Annotated in this window: 21 protein-coding genes; 15 read left to right on the top strand and 6 right to left on the bottom strand. The window is 59.1% G+C overall.

Annotated elements, in window-relative coordinates:
- Positions 1-14: 14 nt before the first annotated feature.
- The 3 genes from FIV05_RS18265 to FIV05_RS18275 are packed head-to-tail and all read left to right on the top strand — an operon-like array spanning position 15 to position 4945.
- Entirely contained in the window at positions 15-2696 is a 2682-nt protein-coding gene (locus FIV05_RS18265) for a nitrate reductase (RefSeq protein ID WP_152510546.1), read from the top strand.
- Positions 2671-4215 (top strand): siroheme synthase CysG, encoded by a 1545-nt coding sequence (cysG, locus tag FIV05_RS18270; protein ID WP_152511975.1) that lies wholly within the window; start codon positions 2671-2673, stop codon positions 4213-4215. Before FIV05_RS18265 ends, cysG begins: the two co-directional genes overlap by 26 nt.
- A gap of 40 nt (positions 4216-4255) precedes the next feature.
- A complete protein-coding gene (locus FIV05_RS18275) occupies positions 4256-4945 on the top strand; it encodes a GntR family transcriptional regulator (RefSeq protein WP_023001129.1) in 690 nt (229 codons plus the stop codon).
- Here FIV05_RS18275 and FIV05_RS18280 read toward each other — a convergent pair.
- Entirely contained in the window at positions 4942-5355 is a 414-nt protein-coding gene (locus FIV05_RS18280; protein WP_023001130.1) for a nuclear transport factor 2 family protein, read from the bottom strand. The two genes, FIV05_RS18275 and FIV05_RS18280, sit on opposite strands and share 4 nt — an antisense overlap.
- Before the next feature lie 234 nt (positions 5356-5589).
- Here FIV05_RS18280 and FIV05_RS18285 point away from each other — a divergent pair, with 234 nt between their 5' ends.
- The 4 genes from FIV05_RS18285 (at position 5590) to FIV05_RS18300 (ending at position 11532) form a co-directional block, all read left to right on the top strand.
- A complete protein-coding gene (locus FIV05_RS18285) occupies positions 5590-6777 on the top strand; it encodes an ABC transporter substrate-binding protein (RefSeq protein ID WP_152510547.1) in 1188 nt (395 codons plus the stop codon).
- A gap of 85 nt (positions 6778-6862) precedes the next feature.
- Positions 6863-7738 carry a branched-chain amino acid ABC transporter permease gene (locus FIV05_RS18290; RefSeq protein ID WP_023001132.1) on the top strand — a complete coding sequence of 292 codons (876 nt, stop codon included), beginning with the start codon at positions 6863-6865 and terminating at the stop codon, positions 7736-7738.
- A gap of 78 nt (positions 7739-7816) precedes the next feature.
- Positions 7817-10267 carry an ATP-binding cassette domain-containing protein gene (locus tag FIV05_RS18295; RefSeq protein WP_152511976.1) on the top strand — a complete coding sequence of 817 codons (2451 nt, stop codon included), beginning with the start codon at positions 7817-7819 and terminating at the stop codon, positions 10265-10267.
- Positions 10264-11532, top strand: a complete 1269-nt coding sequence (locus tag FIV05_RS18300; protein ID WP_152510548.1) for an amidohydrolase family protein — start codon at positions 10264-10266, stop codon at positions 11530-11532. Before FIV05_RS18295 ends, FIV05_RS18300 begins: the two co-directional genes overlap by 4 nt.
- Here FIV05_RS18300 and FIV05_RS18305 read toward each other — a convergent pair.
- From FIV05_RS18305 to FIV05_RS18325, 5 genes are all read right to left on the bottom strand, one after another.
- Positions 11529-12263, bottom strand: coding sequence for an FCD domain-containing protein (locus FIV05_RS18305; RefSeq protein ID WP_286202201.1), 735 nt, complete (start codon positions 12261-12263; stop codon positions 11529-11531). The two genes, FIV05_RS18300 and FIV05_RS18305, sit on opposite strands and share 4 nt — an antisense overlap.
- A gap of 97 nt (positions 12264-12360) precedes the next feature.
- Positions 12361-13368 carry an oligopeptide/dipeptide ABC transporter ATP-binding protein gene (locus FIV05_RS18310; protein WP_152510549.1) on the bottom strand — a complete coding sequence of 336 codons (1008 nt, stop codon included), beginning with the start codon at positions 13366-13368 and terminating at the stop codon, positions 12361-12363.
- Positions 13365-15302 (bottom strand): dipeptide/oligopeptide/nickel ABC transporter permease/ATP-binding protein, encoded by a 1938-nt coding sequence (locus FIV05_RS18315; RefSeq protein WP_152510550.1) that lies wholly within the window; start codon positions 15300-15302, stop codon positions 13365-13367. The genes FIV05_RS18310 and FIV05_RS18315 overlap by 4 nt, the downstream gene beginning before the upstream one ends.
- On the bottom strand, positions 15302-16246 hold the full coding sequence (locus tag FIV05_RS18320; RefSeq protein WP_023001138.1) for an ABC transporter permease: 945 nt from the start codon (positions 16244-16246) through the stop codon (positions 15302-15304). The genes FIV05_RS18315 and FIV05_RS18320 overlap by 1 nt, the downstream gene beginning before the upstream one ends.
- 280 nt (positions 16247-16526) lie before the next feature.
- Complete coding sequence (locus tag FIV05_RS18325) at positions 16527-18086, bottom strand: ABC transporter substrate-binding protein (RefSeq protein ID WP_152510551.1); 1560 nt, start codon at positions 18084-18086, stop codon at positions 16527-16529.
- A gap of 146 nt (positions 18087-18232) precedes the next feature.
- On the opposite strand from FIV05_RS18325, the gene FIV05_RS18330 reads away from it, so the two are divergent.
- The 8 genes from FIV05_RS18330 to FIV05_RS18365 all read left to right on the top strand — a co-directional run bounded on the left by FIV05_RS18330 (position 18233) and on the right by FIV05_RS18365 (position 26177).
- On the top strand, positions 18233-19474 hold the full coding sequence (locus FIV05_RS18330) for a Zn-dependent hydrolase (RefSeq protein ID WP_152510552.1): 1242 nt from the start codon (positions 18233-18235) through the stop codon (positions 19472-19474).
- Between the two features lie 159 nt (positions 19475-19633).
- Positions 19634-20566, top strand: coding sequence for a ubiquinol oxidase subunit II (cyoA, locus tag FIV05_RS18335; RefSeq protein ID WP_152510553.1), 933 nt, complete (start codon positions 19634-19636; stop codon positions 20564-20566).
- Positions 20566-22605 (top strand): cytochrome o ubiquinol oxidase subunit I, encoded by a 2040-nt coding sequence (gene cyoB / locus FIV05_RS18340; protein ID WP_152510554.1) that lies wholly within the window; start codon positions 20566-20568, stop codon positions 22603-22605. The genes cyoA and cyoB overlap by 1 nt, the downstream gene beginning before the upstream one ends.
- Positions 22606-22616: 11 nt before the next feature.
- Positions 22617-23210 (top strand): cytochrome o ubiquinol oxidase subunit III, encoded by a 594-nt coding sequence (gene cyoC / locus FIV05_RS18345; protein WP_152510555.1) that lies wholly within the window; start codon positions 22617-22619, stop codon positions 23208-23210.
- A gap of 9 nt (positions 23211-23219) precedes the next feature.
- On the top strand, positions 23220-23525 hold the full coding sequence (gene cyoD / locus FIV05_RS18350) for a cytochrome o ubiquinol oxidase subunit IV (protein ID WP_023001144.1): 306 nt from the start codon (positions 23220-23222) through the stop codon (positions 23523-23525).
- A gap of 67 nt (positions 23526-23592) precedes the next feature.
- The gene (locus FIV05_RS18355) at positions 23593-23862 is read left to right on the top strand and encodes a hypothetical protein (RefSeq protein WP_152510556.1); all 270 of its coding nucleotides are present in this window, start codon (positions 23593-23595) and stop codon (positions 23860-23862) included.
- 102 nt (positions 23863-23964) lie between these two features.
- A complete protein-coding gene (locus tag FIV05_RS18360; RefSeq protein ID WP_152510557.1) occupies positions 23965-25200 on the top strand; it encodes an FAD-dependent oxidoreductase in 1236 nt (411 codons plus the stop codon).
- Complete coding sequence (locus FIV05_RS18365; RefSeq protein WP_152510558.1) at positions 25197-26177, top strand: glycosyltransferase family A protein; 981 nt, start codon at positions 25197-25199, stop codon at positions 26175-26177. Before FIV05_RS18360 ends, FIV05_RS18365 begins: the two co-directional genes overlap by 4 nt.
- The last annotated feature ends 29 nt before the right edge of the window (positions 26178-26206 follow it).

The raw sequence follows: 26206 nt of genomic DNA on the forward strand, positions 1-26206 counted from the left end.
CCGGGATTGATGGCATGACCGAACAAGAAAAAACAATCCGGACCACCTGTCCCTATTGCGGTGTCGGCTGCGGCGTCCTCGCGACCCGGCACCCGGACGGGACGGTGACTGTTGCAGGTGACCCCAAGCACCCATCCAATTTCGGCCGGCTGTGTTCCAAGGGGTCGGCCCTTGGAGAAACGCTTTCGCTGGATGACAGACTGCTCTATCCGGAAATCGACGGCGAACGCGCCAACTGGAATGACGCGCTCGATCTTGTCGCACGCAACTTTCAGGATGCCATTCGGGAACATGGACCAGATAGCGTTGCGTTTTATGTATCCGGCCAAATCCTGACAGAAGACTATTACGTCGCCAACAAACTGATGAAAGGGTTCATCGGTTCGGCGAATATCGACACCAATTCCCGTCTTTGCATGGCATCTTCCGTTGCCGGACACCGGAGGGCATTCGGTTCGGACACGGTTCCGGGAACCTATGAAGATCTTGAACTGGCAGATCTTGTTGTGCTGGTCGGCTCCAATCTCGCCTGGTGTCATCCGGTCCTGTTCCAGCGTCTCGAAGCGGCCAAGGCTGCAAATCCGGCGTTGCGGGTGGTCGTGGTGGACCCGCGCAAGACAGCGACCTGCGCCATTGCCGATCTGCATCTGCAATTGAAGCCTGACACGGACGTTGCCCTTTTCAACGGTCTGCTCGCCTTCCTGGCTGAGGCGTCTGTCGTGAATGAAAGCTATGTCAATCGGTTCACGGAAGGCCTTGAAAAGGCTGTCGAAGCTGCAGGACCTTGTGAAATTGGCCAGATAGCCGAAAAGACCGGCCTGTCACGTCAGGAGATCGCACTCTTCTACAAGATGTTTGCCCGGACGGAAAAGACGGTCACCGTCTATAGCCAGGGTGTCAACCAGTCAGTCGTCGGGACTGACAAGGTCAATTCCATCGTCAACACACATCTTGCAACAGGACGGATCGGAAAGCCCGGCATGGGTCCTTTTTCCGTCACGGGTCAGCCGAACGCCATGGGAGGCCGGGAAGTCGGCGGATTGGCCAATATGCTCGCCGGCCACATGGCTTTGGAAAATGCCGAGCACCGCGGGATCGTACAGGACTTCTGGCAAAGCCCGGTCGTGGCTGATCGGTCAGGCTTGAAAGCTGTTGAGCTTTTCAAGGCCGTGCGGGAAGGCCGGATCAAGGCGCTCTGGATCATGGCAACAAGCCCGGTAGACAGTCTGCCGGATGCAGATGGTGTGGCAGAAGCCCTTGAAACATGCCCCTTTGTAGTCGTTTCGGAAGTGACGCGGGCGGCCGACACGGTTCCCTATGCGAACGTGTTGCTGCCTGCAGCTGCCTGGGGTGAAAAGGACGGAACAGTTACCAACTCCGAGCGCCGGATCTCAAGACAGCGTGCGTTCCTGGATCTTCCCGGTGAGGTTCGCCCCGACTGGTGGCACCTGAGCGAAGTCGCAAGGCGAATGGGCTTTGCCACGGCCTTTTCCTATGATGGGTCTGCGGCGATTTTCCGAGAGCATGCCGAGCTTTCCGGTTATCGGAACGAAGGCAGCCGGGATTTCGATATCGGTGCTTATCGGGACGTGTCCGATGCCGATTTCGATGCCATGGAGCCCTTTCAGTGGCCGCAGCCGGCGGGGGCACTACCAGCTGATACGAGATTTTTTGCTGGCGGAGGATTTTTCACCGAAAGCGGCAAGGGGCAGTTCGTACCCGTCGGTTTCAAGGCACCGCGGCAAACAGAGCGCCGCTATCCGTTCTCCCTGAATACGGGCCGGATCCGCGATCAGTGGCACACCATGACGCGCACAGGCAAGACGCCGCGCCTGACCGCGCATTTCGCCGAACCTTTTGCCGAACTCAACCCGATCGATGCCGCAAAGCTCGGGATCGACCCGGCAGACCTGGTGACGGTCAAAAGCCCTTATGGAGCCGTAATTGTGCGGGCGCTACTGACAGACCGGGTCGCCCCGGGAGAAGTCTTCGTGCCGATGCATTGGACCGACCAGCTTGCATCGAAAGCCCGTATCGATGCGGTCATGGCGCCTGAGACAGATCCGCATTCCGGACAGCCAGGATCCAAGTTCACGCCTGTGGCTGTGACAAAAGCGAAAATGGCCTGGTTCGGTTTTGCCGTCTTGCGCCAGCGACCGGAGAAGATCGCTGCCGACTATTGGGCCCTTGCTCCTGTTCCTGGCGGATACCGGCTTGAGTTCGCGGCGAAAGCCGATGCGGATTTCGTGGAAATCGCAGCTTCGTTGACCTCGTCCAGCAACGAGACGACAGATATATCGGACGGTGCCGCTGGCTGGAGACGTTTGGCCGAGTGGCGGGACGATGTGCTGCAGGCAGCGTTCTTCTTTTCCGCATCCCCGGTGGAAGTCTCGCGCCAATGGGCTTGCGGGCTTCTGGATGAGGGGCCCGTTTCGCCGCAGGAGCGGGCACGGGTTCTTGCTGGACGGGTGCCGGCAGACAGGCCGGATCCGGGGGCGCTCGTGTGCTCCTGCTTCCAGATCGGCTGCAACCAGATTGCCGAAGCCGCACGCTGCGGTGCGACGAGTGTCAGCGCAATCGGTGAAACACTGAAAGCCGGCACAAATTGCGGCTCCTGCCGCTCGGAAATCCAGACGCTTCTCGATGAAATTGCAAAGGAAAGCCTCGATGATGCCGACATTGCGCAAGCCAGCTGAGGTAAAGCGCCGGAGCCGTCCGGCACGCGTGGGGGCTCTTGCAAGCCTGCCGCTGTTCTTTCCGCTTGAAGGAAGAAAAGTGCTGCTGGCAGGCGGCACGGAAGCCGCTGCCTGGAAGGCAGAGCTGCTGGCTGCTGCAGGGGCAGAGGTGCATGTGCACGCGCGGGAGCTGGCGCCGGCTTTCCAGGCACTTCTTGTGGCCGGCAGCATCAAGGGACGTTTCATACATCACCGGTCCTGCTGGTCGCAGAAAGACTTCGAAGGTGCAGCCCTTGCGATTGCCGATGCAGAGAGTGACGAAGAAGCAGAAGCGTTTGTTTTGGCCGCGCGACGCATGGGAGTTCCGGTCAATGTGATCGATAACCCCGCCTATTGCGACTTCCAGTTCGGGTCCATCGTCAACCGGTCACCGGTCGTGATCGGTATTTCGACCAATGGGGTCGCGCCGATTCTTGGCCAGGCGATCCGACGGCGGATCGAGACGCTGATGCCTGAAAGTCTGCAAGGATGGGCGCAGCTGGCAAGCCGGTTGCGGGAAAAGACTCTTTCCCTGCTGGACGCGGGGGCACAGCGGCGCCGGTTCTGGGAGCGGATCTCCGATCTTGCCTTCTCGGGCAAGTCGGCGCCTGAAGAAGAAGAGCAGCTCGCCGCAGCACTTCTGGAGGATGCAAGGTCGTCTGCCGCAGGTAAGGTCACCCTTGTGGGTGCAGGTCCGGGCGATGCGGAATACCTGACATTGAAAGCCGTTCGTGCGCTGCAATCGGCTGATGTCATTCTCTTCGATGATCTGGTCGATGACGCGGTTCTCGAACTTGCGCGTCGAGAAGCCAGACGGATGCTGGTCGGAAAAAGAGGCGGCCGGGAAAGTTGCCGCCAGGAAGACATCAACGACATGATGGTTTCGCTGGCACGACAGGGCAAACACGTGGTGCGGCTCAAATGCGGTGATCCGATGATCTTCGGCCGTGGTGGCGAGGAACTCGACCGTCTTGCTGCCGAAGGCATCCCGGCAACCGTGGTTCCAGGCATTACTGCGGCCTCTGCCATGGCGGCACGCCTGGGCGTTTCCCTGACGCACCGAGACCATGCTCAATCTGTCAGGTTCGTTACCGGCCACTCGCGCAAGGGCGATTTACCGGAAACCGTAGATTGGCCTGCGCTCACCGATCCAACCACCACGACTGTTTTCTACATGGGCGCGCGCATGGCCGGCCGTATCAGAGACCGGCTTGTTGCCGAAGGCTTGTCAGCAGCAACCCCCGTCGTTGCCGTTTCGGGAATATCCCGCACCGACGAAAAGCGCTGGTCGGGAACACTGGACGAACTTGAATGCGGTGTCGATTTGCTCGGACTGGAAGGTCCGGTCCTCATCGGAGTGGGGCAAGTCTTTCGGGCAGCAGGCCGTCAGGCCGTGCAAAGTGAAGGATTTGAATTCAATCAGGTCTTTTCTGCGCGAGGGGAAATGGCCGGAGCTGAAAATCGAGGCATTCGGACACTTGGCAAATCTGCAGCTATTTGATTTGTTTGAGCGGCAAATCAGCTGGTGATCCGAAGCACTGATGAATCGTTCCGAACAAATTTGCGCAGCCCTGCGCAGTGCCATCCTTGAGCGTGCCCTGTTACCGGGCATGAAACTGCCGGAAGATTCGCTGGGTGAGCGTTTCGGGTCGAGCCGGACAATCGTGCGCCAGGCACTGGAACGGCTCGCAGCGGAAGGCCTTGTCGAACTGCGGCGGAACAGGGGAGCCGTTGTTGCAACCCCCAGCCTGGAGGAGGCGCGGGATCTGTTTGATCTGCGATGTCAGATCGAAGACCTTGTGGTGTCCCGGCTGAGCGCTGAATTCTCCCAGAAGCACCTTGATGCACTGAATGCGCATCTCGACAAGGAAATCGCCGCTGAAAAGGGACCTGAGCCTGTCTCCATCCGGCTTGCCACGGAATTCCACATTCTCATGGCGCAGCTCACGGAAAGTCCGGTTCTGATCCGCTACGTGGAAGATGTCGGCTATAGATGCGGGTTGACGCTGGCACTTTACTCGCGGCCGCATTCCACTGATTGCGGGATCCAGGAGCACCGGGAAATTATTGATGCTCTTTCCAAGGGCGATGAGGATCGGGCGCGAGACCTCATGCGACACCACCTGGGGGCCGTGGCTGACCGGGCGCTGATCAAGCCCGAAAACAAGGGGCAGGGCATCTATCTCGATGCCCTGGAACCTTACGTCCGCGCCGTTCGAGGGGACGACTAGGCTTCAATGCCCATGCGGGTGAGAATTCGCTCCGCGCTGTCGTTCCAGACATCCATCTTTGTGATCTTGCCGTCATGCACTTCGAACCGGTCGACATACCGGTTGCCTTCGAAGGCGGTTCCGTCCGGCCATTCGCCGTAAAGCGTTCCGACAGAGTAGACGACAACACCGTCCGCCCCGCGGGCAACGTCGAAACGGTCCATCTTCTTCTTCACCCACTTGTACCGCTTCGCGTTAAAGCCGGTCGGACCTGACGGATGGTTGAATACCCGTCCGCCTGTAAACGTGATCGTCACATCGTCGGCAACGTAGGTCGCAGCGAGATCCGGATCGGGTTTCATGGAAGCATCGAGATATTCCCTAACGATCTGGGCTTCCTCGGGAAGGGTGTCCTTGTTTTCGTCCAGCATGGGGCGTCCTTTTCAAAATGGCCTTCCAGAGCATAAATCCTGTGCGGCTTTTTGTATGCAAGTTTTGTATGCAAAGATTGCATGCAATTTAAGCGAAATTCTGATGTCATCGAAGGTCTGTAAAGGCTGAAATTGGATAAGCAGTTGAAATGTATGAAGATCAGCAAACTGGCATCTGACTTGCTCTTGATATGGCGTTCGGACGTGTCGTCCGGAAAACCAGAGGAGCCGTTCATGAAATCCGCTTGCAAATTTCCGAAGGTGACACGCCGCGTCCTGATGTCAGGTGCCGTCGGCCTCGCCCTGGCCACCAGCCTGCCGGCCTTCGCCGCCGATACAATCAAGATCGGCCTTGTTGCCGCGCTCAGCGGTCAGTCCGCCAAGTCAGGACAGGCAATTACACGTGGCCTGACCATCGCGATTGACGAGATCAACGAGAAGGGCGGTGTCCTGGGCAAACCGCTTGAACTTGTAAGCCGCGATGACGAAAGCAACCCGGGCAAGGGGCTTGTCGCTGCACGTGAGCTTGTCCAGCGCGAAGGCGTTGCGGCCCTGATCGGGGGTCTGGACACGCCGGTCTCCTTTGCAATCGTTCCCTTTGCCAACCAGTCAAAGGTGCCTTTTGTCGGGCCATGGGCTGCGGGCACCGGCATCACCAAGAACGGTGCTGAAGAGAACTACATCTTCCGCGTCTCCGCCGTTGATGAATACGTCGATGAAGCGATCACCGAATATCTGGTTACCAAATACGGCTCCAAGAAACCGGGCATGATCCTCATCAACAACCCTTGGGGTGAGTCCAACGAGAAGGGGCTTTTGAAAGCTCTGGAGAAGCGCGGCATGGAGCATGCCGGTATCGAGAAGTTCGAGTCCAACGACGTCGATGTCGTGCCGCAGCTCACGCGCCTTAAGGAAAACGGCGCGGATGGCCTGTTTGTGGTGGCAAACGTTGCCCCGACCGCACAGGTGGTGAAATCGCTCGACCGGATGGGCTGGGACGTTGCCATGGCATCGCACTGGGGCCCGGCAGGTGGACGGTTCACGGAACTGGCCGGCAAGAGCGGCGAGAAACTCCACTTCATCCAGACCTACCTGTTCCGGGAGGGCGATGCGAAGGGCGAAGCCATGTTCTCGAAGCTTCAGGAGAGCTTTCCCGAAATCGAGACCATGGCCGATGTGACACCCGCGACCGGTATTGCGAATGCCTATGACGCCATGCTTCTGCTGGCTGCTGCCATCGAGAAGGCCGGTTCCACCGATGGTCCGGCTATCCGACAGGCGATGTACGACATCGAGAACATCGAAGGCCTGATCAAGACCTATACCGACCCGTTCTCGCCGGAAGACCAGGATGCAATTGCGCCTGAAGACTATGTCTTCGCGCAGTTCGTCGAAGGCGAAATCATCCCGATTGAAGATTGATGATGTCACCTCCCGCGGCAGGCCCGCGGGAGGTTTCTTCCCTTTTGATTAGCCCTGATCCCGTCTCACCCGCCAGGACCCACCCATGACCCTCTTGATCGCCGCCCTTGTCACCGGCATTGGCCTTGGAAGCATGTACGGGCTGATCGCGCTCGGCTTTCAGATCACATATTCCGTTTCTTCCACCGTCAATTTCGCGCAGGGCAGCGTTGTCATGCTGGGCGCGGTTCTGGGCTTTGTCTTTACCGAACGGCTCGGCTTGAACTGGCTGATCGCCTATCCGCTTGCGATCGCCTGTTGCGGCCTTTTTGGCGTGCTTGTTGAAATTCTTCTGGTTCGCCCCTTCGTGGAACGCAATTCGGAAGCCTGGCTGATGGCGACCGTCGCGGGCGGCATTTTTCTCGATAACGCCGTTCTCTTCAGCTTCGGCAACGAACCGCGGACATTGTTTTCGCCTTTGGCGCAGACCACCTGGCAATTCGCCGGCACGGGCATCTATCCGCAGCAACTGCTTATTCCGATTGCCGCCATCGGTGTTGCTCTGGCGTTGCACTTCCTGTTCCGCAAGACCTTGCAGGGCAGGGCGCTGCTTGCCGTCGTCCAGAACAATCAGGCAGCACGGCTCATGGGGATCAACACAACCATGATGGTGTCCGGTTCCTTTGCGATTTCGGCCATGCTTGCCGGATGTGCCGGTCTTTTGATCGCGCCGCTGTTTTCCGTGCATTCGGACATGGGGACGCTCTTTGGCCTCAAGGCCTTTGCAGTGGCAATCCTGGGCGGCATGACATCGGCAGCCGGAGTGATGCTGGCAGGCTTTCTCTATGGGGTGACGGAAGCCCTGGTCACGGCCTACTTGGGCTCATCTTCCACCTACATCGTTGTCTTTGCGCTGATCATCCTTGCACTGACATTGAAGCCGGATGGGCTCTTCGGTCGTCCCGCCGTAAAGAAAGTCTGAGGAAGCGCCGTGCCCTTTCTGAACCAGCGAATTCTTCTCGATAGCGCGTTGCTCGTTCTGACCGTTGCAGCCTGTGCGATGGCCGTGACAAGCGGTGGCTACACGCAGTTTGTCATCGGCCTCGTTGCAATCACGACCATCCTGGGGACCGGTCTCAACGTTCTTTATGGTTTGACTGGTCTGGTCTCCCTTGGCCAGGTGGGTTTCTTTGCCATCGGCGCTTATGGTGTGGCGGTGATGACCCTGTCTGGCCTGAGCTTCTGGCTGGCACTGCCCTTGTCCGCGCTCGTGGCGGGGATCGCGGGCGTTCTGCTGGCGGTGCCTGCCGTCCGTATGGCGGGGCCGTTCCTGGCAATGGTCACGATTGCCTTCGCGTTCATTGTCGAACATGGCGCGGTGGAATGGCGTTCCCTGACTGGCGGTCAGAATGGCCTCATGGGCTTTCCGATGCCGGAGATCTTCGGTTTCGTATTCAGCGAGCGGGAACTGGTGGTGCTGGCCATCCTGCTTGCCGGATTGTCTCTCTACCTGTTTCGCCGATTGGCCGAAAGCGGCTGGGGCATGGCAATGACGGGCGTACGCGATGCTGAAACCGCAGCCGCCTCGCTTGGATATCGGCCCTTCGCGGTCAAGGCGGCCGCGTTCGCCATTGCGGCGGCGATGGCCGGGCTTGCGGGCGGTCTGTTTGCGCCGTTGATGATGTTCATCGCGCCGAGCAATTTCCCGTTCTCGCAGTCGATCCTGTTTCTCTTCGCAATCCTGATCGGCGGCGCCGGCACCGTGCTGGGGCCACTCGCCGGCGCGCTGGTAACCGTCCTGCTGCCGGAGTTCCTTTCAGATCTTGCAGAATACCGGCTGCTGTTCTTTGGCGGTTTGCTGGTGGGCGTGTTGCTGATAGCGCCTCGCGGGCTGGTCGGCACGGTGGCGTCTTACATTCCGAGGTCGAGCCGAAGCGTGACACCTGTTTCTTCCGCAGACATCGAGCAGTTCCTCAAGGGCGGGCTTACCTCAAGCGCTCTGGAGATTGAAGACCTCGGCATTTCGTTCGGCGGTGTTCGGGCAGTCGATGGAGTCAGCTTCCGGATCGAGCCCGGCGAGGTAACATCCATCATCGGTCCGAACGGTGCGGGAAAGACCACCGTCCTCAACATGATAGGCGGGTTCTACCGTCCAACGCAGGGCAAGATCCTGCTTGGAAGCCGGGACCTTGCCGGGCTGCCGGCCCATGCCGTTGCCCGATCGGGGATCGCCCGAACCTACCAGACGACCAAACTTTTCGAGAACCTGACGGTGCTTGCAAATGTCGTCTCCGGGCTGGGGCGCGGTGCCTTCGGCGACCCGTGGTCCGACATTCAGTCGCCAGATCGTTTGTCGCTGGCGGCAGGACTGTTGCGATACTGCGGCTATGAAGGGGACTTCGACAAGCGTGCCGGTGACCTGCCGCATGTCGACCGCAGGCTGGTGGAGATCGCACGCGCGCTTGCCCTGAAACCTGACATCCTGCTTCTGGATGAACCGGCAGCCGGGCTGATGCGTGCCGACAAGGACAAGCTCGCCATGCTGCTGCGGGATATTGCCGACCTGGGGCCTGCAGTTGTACTCGTCGAACATGACATGGAACTGGTGATGGGGATTTCGGACCGGATCCAGGCAGTAGACGCCGGCAAGCCTATTGCCTTTGGCACCCCGGCAGAGATCCAGGCAAACGAAACAGTGATTGCAGCCTACCTCGGCACCGATGGCACCACGGCCTTCCCGCGTACAAAACCGCTGCACACAGAAGAAACGCCTGTTCTGTCGACACAGAAGCTGACTGCCGGATATGGCGCGGCTCCGGTGTTGAAAGAGGTATCACTCAAGGTGCGGCCAGGCGAAATGGTCGCTCTGCTCGGGGCGAATGGTGCTGGAAAATCGACGTTTCTTTCTGCCGTATCGGGTCTGCACAGGCCGGTCACCGGAAGCATTATCCTGAATGATGAGCAGACGCAGGCCATGCAGCCGCATGAACTCGTCGGGCGTGGTCTTGTGCTGGTTCCCGAAGGCCGCCAGGTGTTTCCGGAACTGACAGTGCGCGAGAACATCGAACTGGGTGCCTACAAGAGACATTCGGCAGTCAACAGCTCGGAACTGGAAGCTCATCTGAAGCGGTTTCCACGCCTGCGCGACAAGTTGCACAGCCGCGCAGGGCTTCTTTCGGGCGGTGAGCAGCAGATGATGGCAATTGCCCGCGGTCTCATGGCGAAACCCAAGATCCTGCTCCTGGACGAACCTTCGCTTGGATTGGCTCCGGCCATGGTTGAGGAGCTTTATGCGATCCTTGGTGAGTTGCGGGACGAAGGTATCACCATTCTGCTTGTCGACCAGATGGCAACGCTAGCTCTGGCCGTTGCAGATTACGCCTATGTTTTGGAACAGGGCCGTATCGTGATTGAAGGCAAGGCAGCGGAGCTGGCTTCGGACCCGCGGCTGACGGCGGCCTATCTCGGCGCCGCCAATGAACTGGAAACTCGCATGGAGGCGAGGGTATGAGCGGGCTAGTAATCCGGAACGTCCTGCTGGAGGGCGTTGATGCGGCTGTCGATATTGCGGTCAGGGCCGGAAAGATTTCGGCGATAGGAGCCGACCTGCCCACGAGTGCGGAAGAACTGAATGGCAACGGCGTTCTCCTGGTGCCGGGATTTGTCGAGAGCCATCTTCATCTCGACAAGGCCTGCATTCTCGACCGTTGCCGGAACGAGACAGGCACGCTGGAAGGAGCAATCTCGTCAGTTGCGGAGGCAAAGAAAGGGTTTTCGGAAGAAGACGTCTACGACCGTGGTTGCAAGGTTCTCGAAAAGGCCATTACTCAGGGCACCAACGCCATCCGGACGCACGTGGAGATCGATCCGGGCATCGACCTGACGGGGTTTCACGCCATTCAGCGGCTGAAGCAGGATTTCGCCTGGGCGCTGGACCTGCAGATATGTGTCTTTCCGCAAGAAGGGCTGATCAACAACCCGGGTACTGCCGAATTGCTGGAAGAGGCACTCACAGCCGGAGCGGACCTGCTGGGCGGGTGTCCCTATACGGACAGCGATCCGAATGGCCAGATTGCCTGCCTGTTCGAAATGGCCGAGCGCCATGATGTCGATCTCGATTTCCATCTGGATTTCGATCTCGATCCTTCCTGGCGTCATCTTGATGAAATTGCCCGTCAGACAGTCGCCTTCGGCTGGCAGGGAAGGGTCGCGATCGGCCATGTCACCAAGCTGTCGGCCCTTTCCCGAAAGGACCTTCTGGAGGCGGTGCAAATTCTGAAAAGCGCTGAAATCGCGCTTACCGTTCTGCCGTCGACAGATCTGTTTCTGATGGGACGTGGCAGCGAAAGCCTGGTTCCGCGCGGGGTCGCGCCGGCACATGTCTTTCATGAACACGGCGTGTGCTGCACGGTCGCAACAAACAACGTGCTCAATCCCTTCACGCCCTACGGCGACTGCTCCTTGCCGCGCATGGCCAATCTTTATGCCAATGTTCACCAGCTCGGATCAGCGGAAGACCTGAAGGCCTGTTTTGACATGGTAACGGCTGCACCACGGCGGCTGATCAACAAGGCTCACAGGATCGAAGTTGGCGAAGCGGCCACCTTCGTGGCGCTGCCGGCCATGAGCGGATATCAGATCGTTTCGGAAATCATCCGGCCGGTCTGGGGGATGAAGAATGGAAAACTCACCTTCGAGCAGGCTCCGGCCAGGTTGGTGGGACCATTGGAAGCGCAAGGCCGGACCGTGGAAAGACGAGCGGCTCTTGTGCCCTAGCTGCTCGTGGACGAGATCACTTGCGCCGTTGTGCTGCCGCGTGTGCGCATGGCGGCACGTTCCTTCATGTATTTTTCCGCCTCGATCATATGACCGCGCATGATCATGCGGCAGAGTTCGGCATCACCCGATTTTATCGCTCGCAGCAACTGCACCTGATAGTGCAGTCCCGTTTCGCGCAGGGCAGGGTTCGGTTCCTTGTAGATCGAGCGGCAGACCGTCATGTCGCGTAGCAGGCTGAGCAGGAAGGAACATGTGAAGGCGAGGATCGGGTTCTTGCAGTGCCGGGCCAGTTCCTCGTGAAAATCAAGCTCGGCCAGGCGCTGCGAATATTCTTCTTCCGCCGTTTTGGGCTCGTCCTCGTAAAGCCGGATGCAGCCCTGCAAGGCCTGAAAACCTTCGTCTGTCAGTGTTCCGGCAACCGAGGCGGCAAGTTCCGGCTCAAGCTGTTTCCGGAGTGTGTAGATGTCGGCAATCGTCGGCTGGTCGAACAGGAACAGATTGTCCAGCATGCGGATGGCTTCACCTGGTTCCACCGATGCGACGAAGACACCACCGCCCGGGCCGCTGCGTGTTGAAATCAGCCCCTGGAACTCCAGTACCTTCAAAGCCTCACGCAGTGAACCACGTGACACCCTGACCGTTTCCGGCTGAAGCCATTCGGCGGGGATCCTGTCGCCGGGGCGCAGACCGGCTTCGACGATCTGTTCGCGGATCTGCTGGGCCACCATGTCAGGTCGCCGCAGGCGTTTCCGCGTCTTGGGATCTGTCGCTCCTTCGGGAATTCTCATGGCCGGTTAAACTGCAATGCCTTGTTTTTTGGGGAGCCTATGCCTTCCCGAGTGGGTGATAGCAAGCCGCAATGTGGCTGTTGCCGCCTTTGGCCTCGTCCGGTGACGGTTTGCCGGCAACGCAGATATCCGTGCGGTGCGCACAGCGCGCGGCAAAGGCGCAGCCTTCGGGAGGATTGTAGGGATCCGGCAATTCGGCAGAGGCATCTTCCGACATCAGGTCGTGCCGCCCGGGGGCGGGCGCGGAGCGCATAAGCAGATCCGTATAGGGGTGCAGCGGCTTGCGGAAGATTTCTCTGGCTGGGCCCAGTTCGGCCATCCGGCCGAAGTACATCACCGCCACGCGGTCGCTGACACTTTCCACCACCGAAAGATCGTGGCTGATGAAGATGTAGGTGAGGCCGAAGTCGTCCTTCAGCTTGTCCAGCAGGTTCAGCACCTGGGCCTGCACGGACACGTCAAGGGCAGACACGGGTTCATCAAGTACGATCAGCTCAGGCCCGGCCGCAAGTGCCCGCGCAATGCCGATCCGCTGCGCCTGGCCGCCGGAGAATTCATGCGGATAGCGTTCCAGGAACTCCGGCGCCAGGTTGACCGCCTGCAGCAGCTCGGCAAGGCGCTTCTCGCGGCCATCAGCATTCAGGTTTGTCAGGTGCTTGAGCGGCGCTTCCAGGATGGTCCTGATGGTCTTGCGCGGATTGAGCGAGGCAACCGGATCCTGAAAGACATATTGAACCTTGCGGGCGAGTGCATTGCGGTCCTTTTTTGCCAGTGCCGCAAGATCCTCGCCGTTGAAGGTGATCGAGCCGGAAGTCGGCAGATCGAGACCGACGACGAGGCGCGCGAGGGTGGACTTGCCGCAGCCGGACTCTCCGACGACACCCAGGGTCTCTCCCTTCTTTACATCGAGACTGAGACCCTGAACCGCGTGCACGGCGGGAAGATGACCGCCAAAGAGCTTCCGACCGCCGCCGAAAATGCGCTCGACATCCTGAATGGTCAGGAGGGTTTCGCTGTCCATGTGGTTACGACTTATCTCGTTCATGCGGTCGCTCCGGAATTCAGCGGAAAGAGGCAGCGCACACCGCGGGTTTCGGAAGACATCTCAAGGTTGATCTCGCCGGTCCGGCAGGAGGCCTGTGCGTGCGGACACCGCTCGGCAAAGGCGCAACCGTCCGGCAGGTTGTTGACCACGGGCGGGCGGCCCTCGATTGCATCCAGACGACGGCCCGGTTCGCCCAGAACCGGCACGCATTCGATCAGCTTGGCGGTGTAGGGATGACGCGGGTTCGCCAGAACCTCTTCCGTCGTTCCCGTTTCGACGATGCGGCCCGCATACATTACCGCAACACGGTCACAAAGGGCGGAGACAACGCCGAAATCATGGGTGATGAAAAGGATTGCAGCGTTCCGTTCGCGGCGCAGGCCGTTCATCAGCGTCAGGATTTGCGATTGCACGGTGACGTCGAGCGCGGTGGTCGGTTCGTCCGCGATCAGCACCTTGGCATCGTTGGCGAGCGCCATGGCAATGCAGACCCTTTGGCGCATGCCACCGGAAAGCTCGTGCGGGTAGGCGGACAAGCGTTCCTTCGCATTCGGGATCCGCACAAGCGATAGCAGTTCAACGGCCTTCTCCCGCGCTTTCGAGCCGGACATGGGCTGGTGGGTGGTGATCGCTTCCGTCAACTGATCGCCAACGGTGAAGAGCGGGTGCAGCGTCGACAGCGGATCCTGGAAGACATAGGCAACCGACCCGCCTCTGAGGTCCCGGATACGCCGGTCGCTTGCCGCAAAAAGATCTTCGCCGTCGAGATAGGCGGCACCGCCGGCAATCCGGCCGGGTGGTGTCGGCACAAGGCCCATGATGGACATGGCCGTTACCGACTTGCCGGATCCGGATTCTCCGACCACGCCCAGGCATTCGCCCTCTTTCAGGTTCAGATCAACACCGCCGACTGCCTTGTAAACGGAGCTGCCGATCTGGAATTCGGTGCGCATCTGACGGACATCCAGCACACCGCCCTTTTCCGAAGGCGCGGGGACCTCGTCGGGCTTGCGATGCACCGCTGTTCGAGAGACCGGCCGGGTCAGGGACCCGGCACGCAGACGCGGGTCGAGGATATCGCGAACTCCGTCGCCGAAGAGGTTGATACTCATGACCAGCGCAAAGATCATCAGACCCGGAATGATGGAGACATGCGGCGCGGTAAAGAGGATCTTGCGGCCTTCACCCAGCATGGAGCCGAGGTCTGCCTGTGGCGGCTGGGCGCCCAGGCCGAGGAAGGACAGCCCGGCCGTTTCCAGGATCATCCAGCCGACGGTTGTCGACATGGTGATAACGATGACCGGCAGGACGTTGGGCAGAATTTCCAGAAACAGGATCTGCACCGGCGACTTGCCAGACAGCCGTGCCGCGTCAACAAACTCCCTTCGGGATAGTCCGAGCGTGATACCGCGAATGTTGCGGGCAAAGAACGGTATGTTGACGAGCGCGATGGCATAAAGCGCGTTGAGCAGCCCAGGGCCGAGCACGGCGACAATGGCCAGTGCCAACAGAATGTAGGGAAACGCCATCACCATATCGATGCCGCGCATGATCAGAGTGTCCGTTCGCCCGCCCGCGTATCCGGCGACCAGTCCCAGAAGCGAGCCGAAGAAGGCAGCGATTATTGTTGCCGACAGACCGACGGCAAGCGATATGCGTGTCCCCCAGATCAGCCGCGAGAGGATGTCCCTGCCCAAGTGATCGGTGCCAAGCAGGTGTCCTGCGGTAAAGATCGGCAGAAGTCGGTCAGCCGGGGCGGTAACGTCCGGGTTCGCCAGCGGCAGGATCGGCGCTGCCAGAGCGACAAGACAGATCAGAACCAGAACGACAAGGCCGCTGGTTGCCAGCGAATTGTTGAGCAGCAGCGCAAGTGTCCCCGGGCGTGAGGATTTTGCCTTCTCCTTGGAAGGGGCGCTCATGGTCGTGTCACTCATCAGCGCAACCTCGGATCAAGAATGGTCTGCACCACGTCTGCGAGCAGATTGAAGAGAACATAGGCGGCGGCGACCACCAGAACCCCGCCCTGGACCAGCAGCAGATCGCGGGTGGAAATGGCGGTCACGAGCATGGATCCGATGCCTGGCCACTGGAACACCGTCTCGATATAGACAGCACCGCCGATGACAAAGCCGGCCTGGATGCCAATGACCGGCACCACGCCGACGAGGGCCGACTTGAATGCGTGCTTGTAGATGACCTTGCGTTCCGACAGGCCCTTGGCGCGGGCGGTGCGGATATAGTCCTGACGCAGCACTTCCAGCATGGCGGTGCGCGTCAACCGGGCGATGACGCCGGTCGCGACCACCGAAAGCGTCAGCGCGGGCAGGGTGAGGTGATGGATCAGGTCGGGCAAGTCGCCGCCACCATAGATCGCGTACATGCCGGACGCCGGAAACAGGCGCAGATTGACGGCGAAGACCAGGATCAGCAGCAGGCCGAGCCAGAAAGACGGGGTCGAGATACCGATCAGAACGAGCAGCGTGATGATCTTGTCCGCCCAGCCGTACTGACGGACGGCAGAGACAATACCGGCGAGAAGGCCGAAGATCGAACACAGGATGAGTGAGGTTCCGGCCAGAATGAGGGTCGCTGAAAAGCGCTCCATCACTTCATCCAGCACCGGACGGTTGAGCGTGTAGGAGCGGCCGAGATCACCCTGGAACAGGTTGCCGATCCAGATGACGTATTGCTCGAACAGGGTTTTGTCGAGGCCGAGATCGCGGTTGAGCTTGGCGACATTTTCCGGTGTCGCGTAGGAGCCGAGAATGGCAGTTGCCGGGTCTCCCGGGATCATCGCCATGATCAGGAAGACGATGATCGTCAGCCCGAAAAGGACCGGGATGGCAGCCAGCAGACGCTTGGCGATATAGGAAGCCAATGGTCTCTCCCTCTTTCTGAGTGCGGCCGGCCATTTCCTGAAGCCTTGCCGCCTCCGCAACCTCATCCCGAGGAGCGCATTTATGCGCGTCTCGAAGGATGGGCGGCACACTCCGGAGCAAGTGGCCCATCCTTCGAGACAGCGCCTTGCGCTTCCTCAGGATGAGGGAGTGTTGTGTCGCCGGGATGCGCCTTTACGTTTCCTTCGGCACTTGCTGCGTGCAGGTCCGAATACGAAAATCCCGGCGAACCGTTCAAGGTCCGCCGGGAGACGTGTCGTCTTACTGAGGCTTCTTGACGTCCTGAAGCATCAGGAAGAAGGACGGCTGCAGCTTGAAGTCTTCAACCGATGCCTTGGTGACGGCATTCTGTTTCCAGTTGGCAACGAAGACCCAGGGGGCGTCCTCCTGGACGATTTCCTGCATTTCCTTGTAGAGCCTTGCACGTTCTTCCTGGTTGGTTTCCTCGCGGGCATTTTCCAGAAGCTCGTCCACCTTGGCATTGGAATAGTAGCCGGAGTTGAACCCGCCCTGTTCGGGCATCGCTTCGGTGCGCAGGGCCAGGAACGGAAGCGTGTCCGGGTCATTGGTCATCCAGGCCATTTCCGCCATGGAAGCCTTGCCTTGCAGACCCGGGTTCACCTTGCCGAGGAAGGTGTTCCATTCATATGTCTCGATCTTGACCTTCATGCCGACGGCCTGCAGATCGGCCTGAATTGCCGTGCCCATGGCAACCGGGTCGAGCATGCCGGAGCCGCCTTCGGTGACATAGAAAGTAACTTCCTGTCCGGCGTATTCAGCTTCCTTCAGGAGTTCCTTGGCCTTTTCCGGATCGTAGGGATAGGGCTCCAGGCTCTCGTTGTAGGCCCAGGCAAAGGCAGGAGGTGTCGGCCCTGCTGCGACGTCGGCCGTACCTTGCAGGATGTTTTCCACCAGCGCCTTCTTGTTGATGGCGTAGTTGGCGGCCTGGCGTGCGGCCTTGACGTCAAACGGAGCTTCGCGGGTGTTCAGGATCAGGAACCAGACGTGAGGTCCGGCCTGTTCCAGCACCTTGAAAGTTGAATCGTCCTTGAACTGCTGCAGGCTGTCCGGCGGGACTTCAACCATCACGTCCAGTCCACCGGAGAGCATTTCGGCGATCCGGGTGTTGGCGTCGGTGATTGGGCGGTAGATCAGCGCTTCCAGTTCCGGAGCGCCATCCCAGTAGTCTTCGTTCTTGACGGCAACCACCTTGGCGTTGGCTTCCCATTCGGCAAACTTGTAGGCGCCGGTACCGGACGGATTGCGGCCGAAATCCTTGCCGTATTGCTTGACTGCCTCGGGCGAGACGATCAGACCCGTCGGATAGGCAAGGTTCGACAGGAACGGCGCGTAAGGGGCACTGAGGTTGAAGGTGACGGTGGTTTCGTTGTCAACGACCACGTCCTCCACGGTGGAGAAGAAGAATGCAAGCGGGAAGGGACCCGTGTCGTGATAGGGGTTTTCCTCGTTCAGCATACGGTCGAAGTTGAACTTCACCGCTTCCGCGTTGAAGGGGGAACCGTCATGGAACTTGATGCCTTCACGCAGCTTGAACGTGTAGGTCTTGCCGTCTTCCGAAATGGTCCAGCTTTCGGCAAGGGACGGTTCGACTTCCAGGGTGCCGTCCTTGTAGCGCACAAGTCCGTCATACAAGTTCACCAGAATGCGGAAATCGTTCACCGCCGTGACGGCGTGCGGGTCGAGTGACTTGGGTTCCGCGATCTGGCCGACAACCAGAACATTGGGCGGAGTTTGCGCCTGCACCTGGGGTGCAAAGGCGAGGAAGGCCGAGGCGAAAGCCGCGGCTAGGAATCTTTTCATGACCATTCCCCTCGTTGTTTCTGACGAATAATTAATCATGATTAATTGCAATGCTGCAATAATTATTTCATATTTATTTTCGCTCGAGGGTTGTACTCTCGATGCCATATAAACGCTTAAGCGCTGATAAATAGGGGGAAACAAGGATGCCGCAGCACGCAATCCGTATCGACCCGGAGCGTCTCAAAACGCTTCTCAACGGAGTGAATCGCTTCGGCTTTGTTCCCGAAACCGGCGGCTACACGCGACCAGGCTTCACTCGGGTCGATCTGGAGTGCAGGGATTGGTTCGAGGCACAGATGAGGGCCGACGATCTGCAGGTGTGGAGAGATGGCGCACTCAACCTGTTTGGCCGGTATGGACCTGAGGACGGGCCGTGCGTCATGGCCGGATCACATCTCGACACCGTGGTCAATGGCGGGGCTTTTGACGGAGCGCTCGGCGCCTGTGTTGCGCTGGAATGCGTGCGAACGATGAAGGATGCCGGGATAACGCCCCGGATAGCGATCGAAGTTGCCGCGACTTCCGAAGAAGAGGGCCGTTTCGGGGGCATGCTCGGCTCACAGGCCATAGCCGGGGCGATCACTCCGGCCTGGATCGAGCAGGCGATTGATGCCGACGGGATCCGGCTGCGCGATGCCATGAACAGTCTGGGGCTCGAGCCGATGGACATCCTGAAAGCTGCCCGGCCGGCCGGTTCGATAAATGCCTTTCTGGAACTCCATATCGAGCAGGGGCCGGTTCTTGAAGCCGAAGAATTTCCCATCGGCATCGCCGAGGAGGTTTCCGGTGTCTGTTATCTGGAGTTGGAACTGACGGGAATCGCCAATCATTCCGGGACAACACCCATGCATCTGCGAGCGGATGCATTTGCCGGGCTTTCCGAGCTTGCCGGGACAATTCCGGATCTGATCCAGATGCACGGCACCGACCAGAGCCGGTTTACCATTGGTCATGTCGAACTTTCGCCGAACCATCCCCACACGATTCCAGGTCGTGCAGTCTTTTCGGTGATTCTGCGTGACACGTCGGAAGAGATAATGGTGGGGCTGAAATCGCGTTTTCTGGAAAGCGCCGACATTGTCGCCAACCGGCACCGACTGAAATTGAACAAGACCGAGAGGAGCTGGTTGTCACCGGTTTCGCTGGATAGCGAGCTTGCCGACAAGCTCGCCGGCCTTGCCGAACGCAACGAATTACCGGCGCGGCGTATGCCTTCCGGAGCCGGTCACGATGCCCAGACAATGCAGTCTTTCTGCCCTTCCGGACTGATCTTCGTTCCCAGCCGGGCCGGCATAAGCCATGCTCCCGAAGAACACAGCGACTGGTCGGATATCGAGAAGGGGGCGAACCTCATGCTGCAGGCGTTGCTCGACTTGTCCGGCTAACCTGTTTGATGGTGTCTGCCGGCTTCTGCAACTTTCGCTCTTTCAATGCCGCGCGGGCTCGGCTAGGCTTTTCAAAAGTAAAGCATATCGTTCCTGGCGGGCGCGCCGCCACAAGTGTTGCAAACAGACAGTCCCTATCCATTTTCCAACGGGGGTGCCATGGTTGATCGGATTGCCGGACTAAAGGTCCGTAGTGCCTTGAGGTCCGCCGCGACGGTTGGCCTCGTATGCCTTTTCCCGTTGTTACAAGGTTGTGCGCTTTCCGATGCGCCGGTGCTTTTCCCGAAAGGGCCTATCGCGTTGGCGGAACGGGATCTGCTGTTCACGGCATTCGGCATCATGATGATCGTCGCTATTCCCGCAATCATACTAACGCTGCTGTTCGCCTGGCGATATCGCAAGCGTAATGGCAACACCGCGGATTATGCGCCCGAGTGGGATGGTTCCTGGGGCATTGAAGCCGTGGTCTGGCTGGTTCCAGCTGCGATCGTGATTGTCATCGGAACCATTGTCTGGGATGCGACCCACAGGCTCGACCCTTACAAGGCCCTGGCGTCCGACAAGCCGGCTTTCAAGGTGCAGGCCGTCGCACTCGACTGGAAATGGCTGTTCTTATACCCGGAACTCGGCACGGCCAGCGTGAATGAACTGGCTTTTCCCGCAGACAGGCCGTTGACCATAGAGATCACCTCCGACACGGTCATGAATTCACTGATGATCCCAGCACTCGGCGGCCAGATCTACGCTATGGCGGGCATGCGCTCCGAACTTAACCTGATTGCAGATGGTCCAGGCACCTTCAACGGCCGCAACACAATGTATTCCGGCGACGGTTTTTCTGACCAGCACTTCAAGGCACATGCCATGAACGAAGCGGATTTCGCCGCCTGGAAGGAAAAGGTAACAGGATCCGCTGATGTGCTGGACGCCAAGGCGTATGTGGACCTGCACAAGCAGAGCGTTGCCGATCCAGTCCGGCACTATTCGTCTTACGAGACGGATCTCTTTTCAATCATCCTGCGCAAATACGCGCCGATTGTCGGCCCTTACGAAAGCAAGGCCGCCGAACTCATCTGCCGGGGGGCTGTTTGATGCTGGGACGTCTTACGATCGAGGCCCTGCCGTTCTATTCCTGGGTGGCCATGGGTGGGGCGGCAGTGACAGTTGGTGGCGGCATTGCCGTGTTCCTGCTGATCACCTGGCTGCGCGCATGGAAAGTTCTCTGGACAGACTGGCTGACCAGCGTCGATCACAAGAAGATCGGCATCATGTATGTGGTGCTGGCTCTGGTGATGCTGGTGCGCGGGTTTGTCGATGCCCTCATGATGCGGGCGCAACAGGCGATTTCCCTGAACAGTGAAGGTTACCTGCCGCCAGAGCATTTCGAGCAGATTTTCTCCTCCCACGGCACGATCATGATCTTCTTCGTGGCAATGCCGTTCCTGACCGGGCTCATCAACATCATTGTGCCGCAACAGATCGGCGCGCGGGACGTCGCCTTTCCGTTCCTGAATTCCGTCAGCCTCTGGATGACGGCAGCCGGTGCCGGGCTGGTGCTGATATCGCTTGTGGTCGGCAAGTTTTCCCAGGCTGGTTGGACCGGGTATCCGCCATATTCCGGCGCTGAATACAGTCCGGGCGTGGGGGTAGACTACTGGCTATGGGCGCTGATCATCAGCGGGGTGGGCAGTACGCTCTCAGGCATCAATTTCATCGTGACCATCGTCAAGAACCGCTGTCCGGGCATGACTTTCATGCGCATGCCGATGTTCACCTGGACGACACTGTGCATTTCCATCCTGATTGCCTTCGCCTTTCCGGCGCTGACGGTGGTCGCCGGTCAGTTGACACTCGATCGCACGCTTGGCTTCCATTTCTTCACCAACGGTGACGGCGGCAACATGATGATGTTTGCCAACCTGCTGTGGATCTGGGGGCATCCGGAAGTCTACATCCTGATCTTGCCGGCCTTCGGTATCTTTTCCGAAGTGGTGGCGACATTCTCGCGCAAGCGGCTGTTCGGTTACACTTCGCTGGTCTATGCGACCGCCTGTATCGCGCTGCTGTCGTTCACGGTCTGGCTGCATCACTTCTTCACGATGGGCTCGTCAGCCAATGTGAATGCCATCTTCGGCATCGCGACGATGATCATCGCGGTGCCAACGGGGGTGAAGATCTTCGACTGGCTGTTCACCATGTACAAGGGCCGGATCGAGTTTCACACGTCCATGGTCTATACCATCGGCTTCATGGTGACCTTCGTCATCGGTGGCGTGACCGGGGTGCTGCTGGCGCTGCCGCCCGCCGACTACCTGATGCACAATTCCACCTTTCTGGTGGCGCACTTCCACAACATGCTGATCCCGGGTGCTCTTTTCGGTTATTTCGCCGGCATGAACTACTGGTTCCCCAAAGCCTTCGGTTTCAAGCTGGACGCCAAATGGGGCATGCGGTCCTTCTGGTGCTGGATCATCGGTTTCTATCTCGCCTTCATGCCGCTCTACGTCCTTGGCTTCAAGGGCATGAGCCGGCGGATGGAGCATTATGCCGACCCCACCTGGCAACCCTATCTGATCGTCGCTGCGATCGGGGCGCTGTTCGTGCTGTGCGGCATCGCCTGCATCGCCATCCAGCTTTACGTTTCGGCCAGGAAATGGGGATCTGCCAGGGACATCACGGGGGACCCGTGGAACGGTCGTACCCTGGAATGGGCGACGTCCTCTCCGCCAGCGGCCTATAACTTCGCGGTTCTGCCCGAGGTGACCGATATCGACGCGTTCCACGACATGAAGATCCGGGGGGAGGCCTATCAGCCGCCGCAGCATTACGAAGACATCGTCATGCCGAAAAACACCTGGATCGGCCCGGTGCTTGGTGCGCTGGCATTTGTGCTCGGTTTTGCCTTCGTCTGGTACATCTGGTGGCTCGTCGCTCTGAGCTTCGTGCTGTCTCTCGTATGTGTTGGTATCCGGGCGTCCGACGACAACAGCGAATTCGTGTTGCCCGCCGCAGAAGTCGCCCGGATCGAGCGAGAGCGCCTTGGGCAGATCTCGCCGGCCGACATGCATGACATGCGCGATTTTGTACCGCGCGGTGCCGCCTCCGGCGCACCGTTGTCCGGAACGGTTTGAGGGAGGGGCCGATGTCTGCTGCAACCATCCTTGAAGAGGAAGAGAAGCACTCCCTTCATTCCAGGGAATTCGGTTTCTGGATCTATCTGATGACCGACGCGGTCATCTTCGCGCTGTTGTTTGCGACCTACGCTGTCCTGTCGGAAAACTCCGCAGCGGGTCCGACGTCAAAAGAGCTCTTCGATCTCAGCAGGACTGCCGTTGAAACCGGCTTGCTGCTGGTCTCCAGCCTGACCTTCGGAATGGCGAGCATCGCGCTGATGAACGACCAGAAGGGCCGCGTGGTCCAATGGCTCTTTGTGACCTTGCTGCTCGGCTTCGCGTTTCTGGCAATGGAGCTGACTGAATTTGCCGGCATGATCGAAAAGGGCGCGGGTCCGCAAGTAAGCGGCTTTCTGTCCGCGTTCTTCACGCTGGTGGGCACACACGGACTGCACGTTGCGTTCGGGGCACTCGGGATCGTGGTTATGATTGGCCAGATCATGGTCAAGGGCCTTACACCACCGGTTCGTTCCCGTTTGATGCGGCTCGGGCTGTTCTGGCATTTTCTCGATATTGTCTGGATCGGGATCTTTTCGGCGGTCTATCTGCCGGGCGTTCTATAGGGGGCACATATGAACCATTCCGCTGAACGCAGCCTGTCTACCTATCTCACCGGGTTTGTGCTTGCAGTTGTGCTGACGGCAATTCCCTTCGCCCTGGTCTGGGGCGGTCTGCTTACAGGCAGTGCCGTATATTTCGTCATCGCCGTTGCCGCGGTTCTGCAGGTGATCGTTCACCTGGTATTTTTTCTACACATCGACCTGAAATCCACACCGGTCGAGAACCTGTTCTTTCTGGCCTTTGCCGCGGTGCTCATTTTCATCATGGTCGGCGGCAGTCTCTGGATCATGATGGATCTGCACCACCGCATGCAGTGAATGCCTGGCAGCCATTGAGGGCGTCTCGCCGCAATCGACGACCAGCCTGTCCGAAAGGGAGAATGACATGAGATGCAATCGCAATCCGCTTGCCGGCAGTCTTCTGGCCGCAGGGCTGATGCTGGCCGCGACCACCGGTGCACTGGCCGACTGTCAGGCGGACATCGACAAGGTTGAAAATGCCGTTACCCACTCCGAGAGGGAAGGTATCGACATCACTGTTGCAGAGAAGATGCGCGCACTGCTCCAGGAAGCGAACAAGGAACGGCACGCAGGCAACGAAGCAAAATGCCAGGAGCTGATCAACCAGGCAAAATACATCGGCGACGTGGAATGACGACCGATAACGTGATTGTTCCACTGGTCGGTTGGCTGCGATTGAGGTAAGAGAACCCGTTCCGGAACAGGTGTGGGGAAACATGATTTCGGTCGTTCTTGGATGAAATCGTGCCGGGACATAGCGATAGTAGGGGCTGGCATTGCCGGCTCGATCGCAGCTCTGGAACTTGCTGATCGCGGTAACCGCATCGTGCTTTACGATGCCGGAGCAGAACCGCTGACTGCGGCATCGCTGGTCAACGAAGGCAAGATCCATCTCGGGTTCGTTTACGGCGGGGACAGCTCAGGTCTGACCGCACGGCGCATGATCGACGGCGCGCTGCATTTCCGGTCCATCGTGTGCCGATGGATGGCGCAAGACCTTTTCGCTTCTTCCGTAACGCAGCCATTCGACTATGCCGTTCCTGAGGGGTCTCAGCTTTCCGCGGGTGCGGTAGAACAGCACTTCGTGCTGGTGCAGGATATCCTCCGCGAGCGGCTTGCCGCACCAAATGCAGACTACCTCGGCGAAGTGGATCTGCCGGCCTTCCAGCGGCTGACCTCCCATTCTTATGGCTCCGAAACTGGCAAGATCGCGGCGGCCTTCGGAACGCCGGAACGATCCGTCGACACTCGAGCCATTGCTGCTTCACTGCGGAAAGCGGTTCTTTCTCACCCGCGAATCGAATTCCAGTCCAATCACAGGGTGACGCGTTTCGAGACAAGCCGCTCCGGTTGGCACGTGGTTGGTGAACATCGCGCTGACGGACCATTTGACCGGGTGCTCAACGCCGCCTGGGAGCAGCGCCGCTATCTGGATCATGCCAGCGGCTTTGCTGATAATGCCCCGTGGTTCCTGCGCTACAAGATGGCAGTGCTGCTGCCGGATGTTGTCGAAGATCTGGCGAATGTTACGCTCATGTTGGGGCGATACGGAGATGTCGTGCGGTATGAGTCAGGCCGGGTGTATCTTTCCTGGTATCCGTCAATGATGCTCGCCAGCACACGCGACCTTTTGCTTCCGCACCCAGAGATCGCTTCTTCCCGAAAGGCCGAAATTGTCCGCAGTTCCGTTGCCGCACTTGCAGCCTATTATCCGAAGTTAGCTGAGTTCCTGCGGTTGCCCGAGATGGAAGAAGCACCGTTGATCGGCGGAGTTATTGATGCAAGGGGCGCAAGTGATATTGATGATCGCGTGAGCGATCTGCACAAGCGCAGCAGAATAGGCCCCAGCCTCCTGGCTTATGGTTATTGCAGCCTTGATCCGGGCAAATACACGACCGCACCGATGTTCGCGCTTGAAGCGGCGGACGCGCTGGCATCTTCAAGCCGGGTTCATCAAGTCATCGCCTCATGAAGTTTCCTGCAATATGGCCATGGAAGCGGCCACGTCTGACAATCTGTATTCCTGCCTACCGGCCGAAGGGGTTTCTGGAACAGGTGCTTGCGTCAGTGCAGGAGCAGAGCTTTCGCGACTTTCGTGTTGTCATTTCCAATGATGGCGGTTTCGAACGGGAAACCTTCGAACCGTTCCGGCGCATGGCAAACGTGCGTATCTACCATCAGCGGGGACGACTCGGCTGGGTGGAAAACGCCAATTGGCTGATCAGAAGGGTGAGGACGCCGTATTTTGCAATCCTGCCGCAAGACGACACCATTGAGCCGGACTATTACGCCGCGCTTGTGGATCTTCTGGAAAAGACACCTGCTGCCGGAAGCGCTTGCACTGCAATTCAGACTGTCGGCAGGCCGGATGAACACATCATCCGCAGCAAAAGCGTGAGCGGAGACCTGGAAGCGCGGATCAGTCAGGTGTTCGGGATGAGTTATGCCGGCGTCAGTTTTCGGGCGGTCAACCGGACACCGCCAAACCTTCGTGATCTGACCGTTCCCGGAAACCGGTTCGACAACATGTTCGCCGACAGTACCTGGATCATGCGCCAGGCGATCCAGGGTGAAATGCTTTATCTCGACCGGCCGCTCTACAGGAAGGTCTATCACGACGGCAACACCCACACGAGCTGGCTGGAAACACCGGCCAAAACCCTTGCATACGCCTGGATGCGTTATTGCCAGCAAATGGCACTCTATGCGGCACGGTCCGTGGCTGACGAGTACCAGCGCGAGGCCATATTCGATCTTGCCTGCGAGCGGGTCTTTTCCAGAAACAGCGAGTTGAGACCGCTAGCCGTCGGCAGGGCATTCGACGCGACCTGGAGCCAGAGCGAACTGGATCTGCGCCAGGAGGGGATGAAGAAGATGCTGCGTCGTTCATTGATGCAGCGCCATGGCAGCTGCAACGCGTGGCGAAAACATATGGTCCGTGTCGCCTGAGGCACGCGATAGCACGGTGCCAGCGGCGA

The organism is Labrenzia sp. THAF191a (assembly GCF_009363335.1).
Lineage (GTDB): Bacteria > Pseudomonadota > Alphaproteobacteria > Rhizobiales > Stappiaceae > Roseibium > Roseibium algicola.

Coding starts and splice junctions, on each gene's coding strand:
- FIV05_RS18330 (WP_152510552.1), top strand. CDS start 18,233: ATGCCGCAGCACGCAATCCGTATCGACCCGGAGCGTCTCAAAACGCTT.
- FIV05_RS18265 (WP_152510546.1), top strand. CDS start 15: ATGACCGAACAAGAAAAAACAATCCGGACCACCTGTCCCTATTGCGGT.
- FIV05_RS18275 (WP_023001129.1), top strand. CDS start 4,256: ATGAATCGTTCCGAACAAATTTGCGCAGCCCTGCGCAGTGCCATCCTT.
- FIV05_RS18360 (WP_152510557.1), top strand. CDS start 23,965: ATGAAATCGTGCCGGGACATAGCGATAGTAGGGGCTGGCATTGCCGGC.
- cysG (WP_152511975.1), top strand. CDS start 2,671: ATGCCGACATTGCGCAAGCCAGCTGAGGTAAAGCGCCGGAGCCGTCCG.
- FIV05_RS18310 (WP_152510549.1), bottom strand. CDS start 13,368: ATGAACGAGATAAGTCGTAACCACATGGACAGCGAAACCCTCCTGACC.
- FIV05_RS18290 (WP_023001132.1), top strand. CDS start 6,863: ATGACCCTCTTGATCGCCGCCCTTGTCACCGGCATTGGCCTTGGAAGC.
- FIV05_RS18325 (WP_152510551.1), bottom strand. CDS start 18,086: ATGAAAAGATTCCTAGCCGCGGCTTTCGCCTCGGCCTTCCTCGCCTTT.
- FIV05_RS18365 (WP_152510558.1), top strand. CDS start 25,197: ATGAAGTTTCCTGCAATATGGCCATGGAAGCGGCCACGTCTGACAATC.
- FIV05_RS18280 (WP_023001130.1), bottom strand. CDS start 5,355: ATGCTGGACGAAAACAAGGACACCCTTCCCGAGGAAGCCCAGATCGTT.
- cyoD (WP_023001144.1), top strand. CDS start 23,220: ATGAACCATTCCGCTGAACGCAGCCTGTCTACCTATCTCACCGGGTTT.
- cyoB (WP_152510554.1), top strand. CDS start 20,566: ATGCTGGGACGTCTTACGATCGAGGCCCTGCCGTTCTATTCCTGGGTG.
- cyoC (WP_152510555.1), top strand. CDS start 22,617: ATGTCTGCTGCAACCATCCTTGAAGAGGAAGAGAAGCACTCCCTTCAT.
- FIV05_RS18300 (WP_152510548.1), top strand. CDS start 10,264: ATGAGCGGGCTAGTAATCCGGAACGTCCTGCTGGAGGGCGTTGATGCG.
- FIV05_RS18305 (WP_286202201.1), bottom strand. CDS start 12,263: ATGGTGGCCCAGCAGATCCGCGAACAGATCGTCGAAGCCGGTCTGCGC.
- FIV05_RS18285 (WP_152510547.1), top strand. CDS start 5,590: ATGAAATCCGCTTGCAAATTTCCGAAGGTGACACGCCGCGTCCTGATG.
- FIV05_RS18295 (WP_152511976.1), top strand. CDS start 7,817: ATGGCCGTGACAAGCGGTGGCTACACGCAGTTTGTCATCGGCCTCGTT.
- cyoA (WP_152510553.1), top strand. CDS start 19,634: ATGGTTGATCGGATTGCCGGACTAAAGGTCCGTAGTGCCTTGAGGTCC.
- FIV05_RS18315 (WP_152510550.1), bottom strand. CDS start 15,302: ATGAGTGACACGACCATGAGCGCCCCTTCCAAGGAGAAGGCAAAATCC.
- FIV05_RS18355 (WP_152510556.1), top strand. CDS start 23,593: ATGAGATGCAATCGCAATCCGCTTGCCGGCAGTCTTCTGGCCGCAGGG.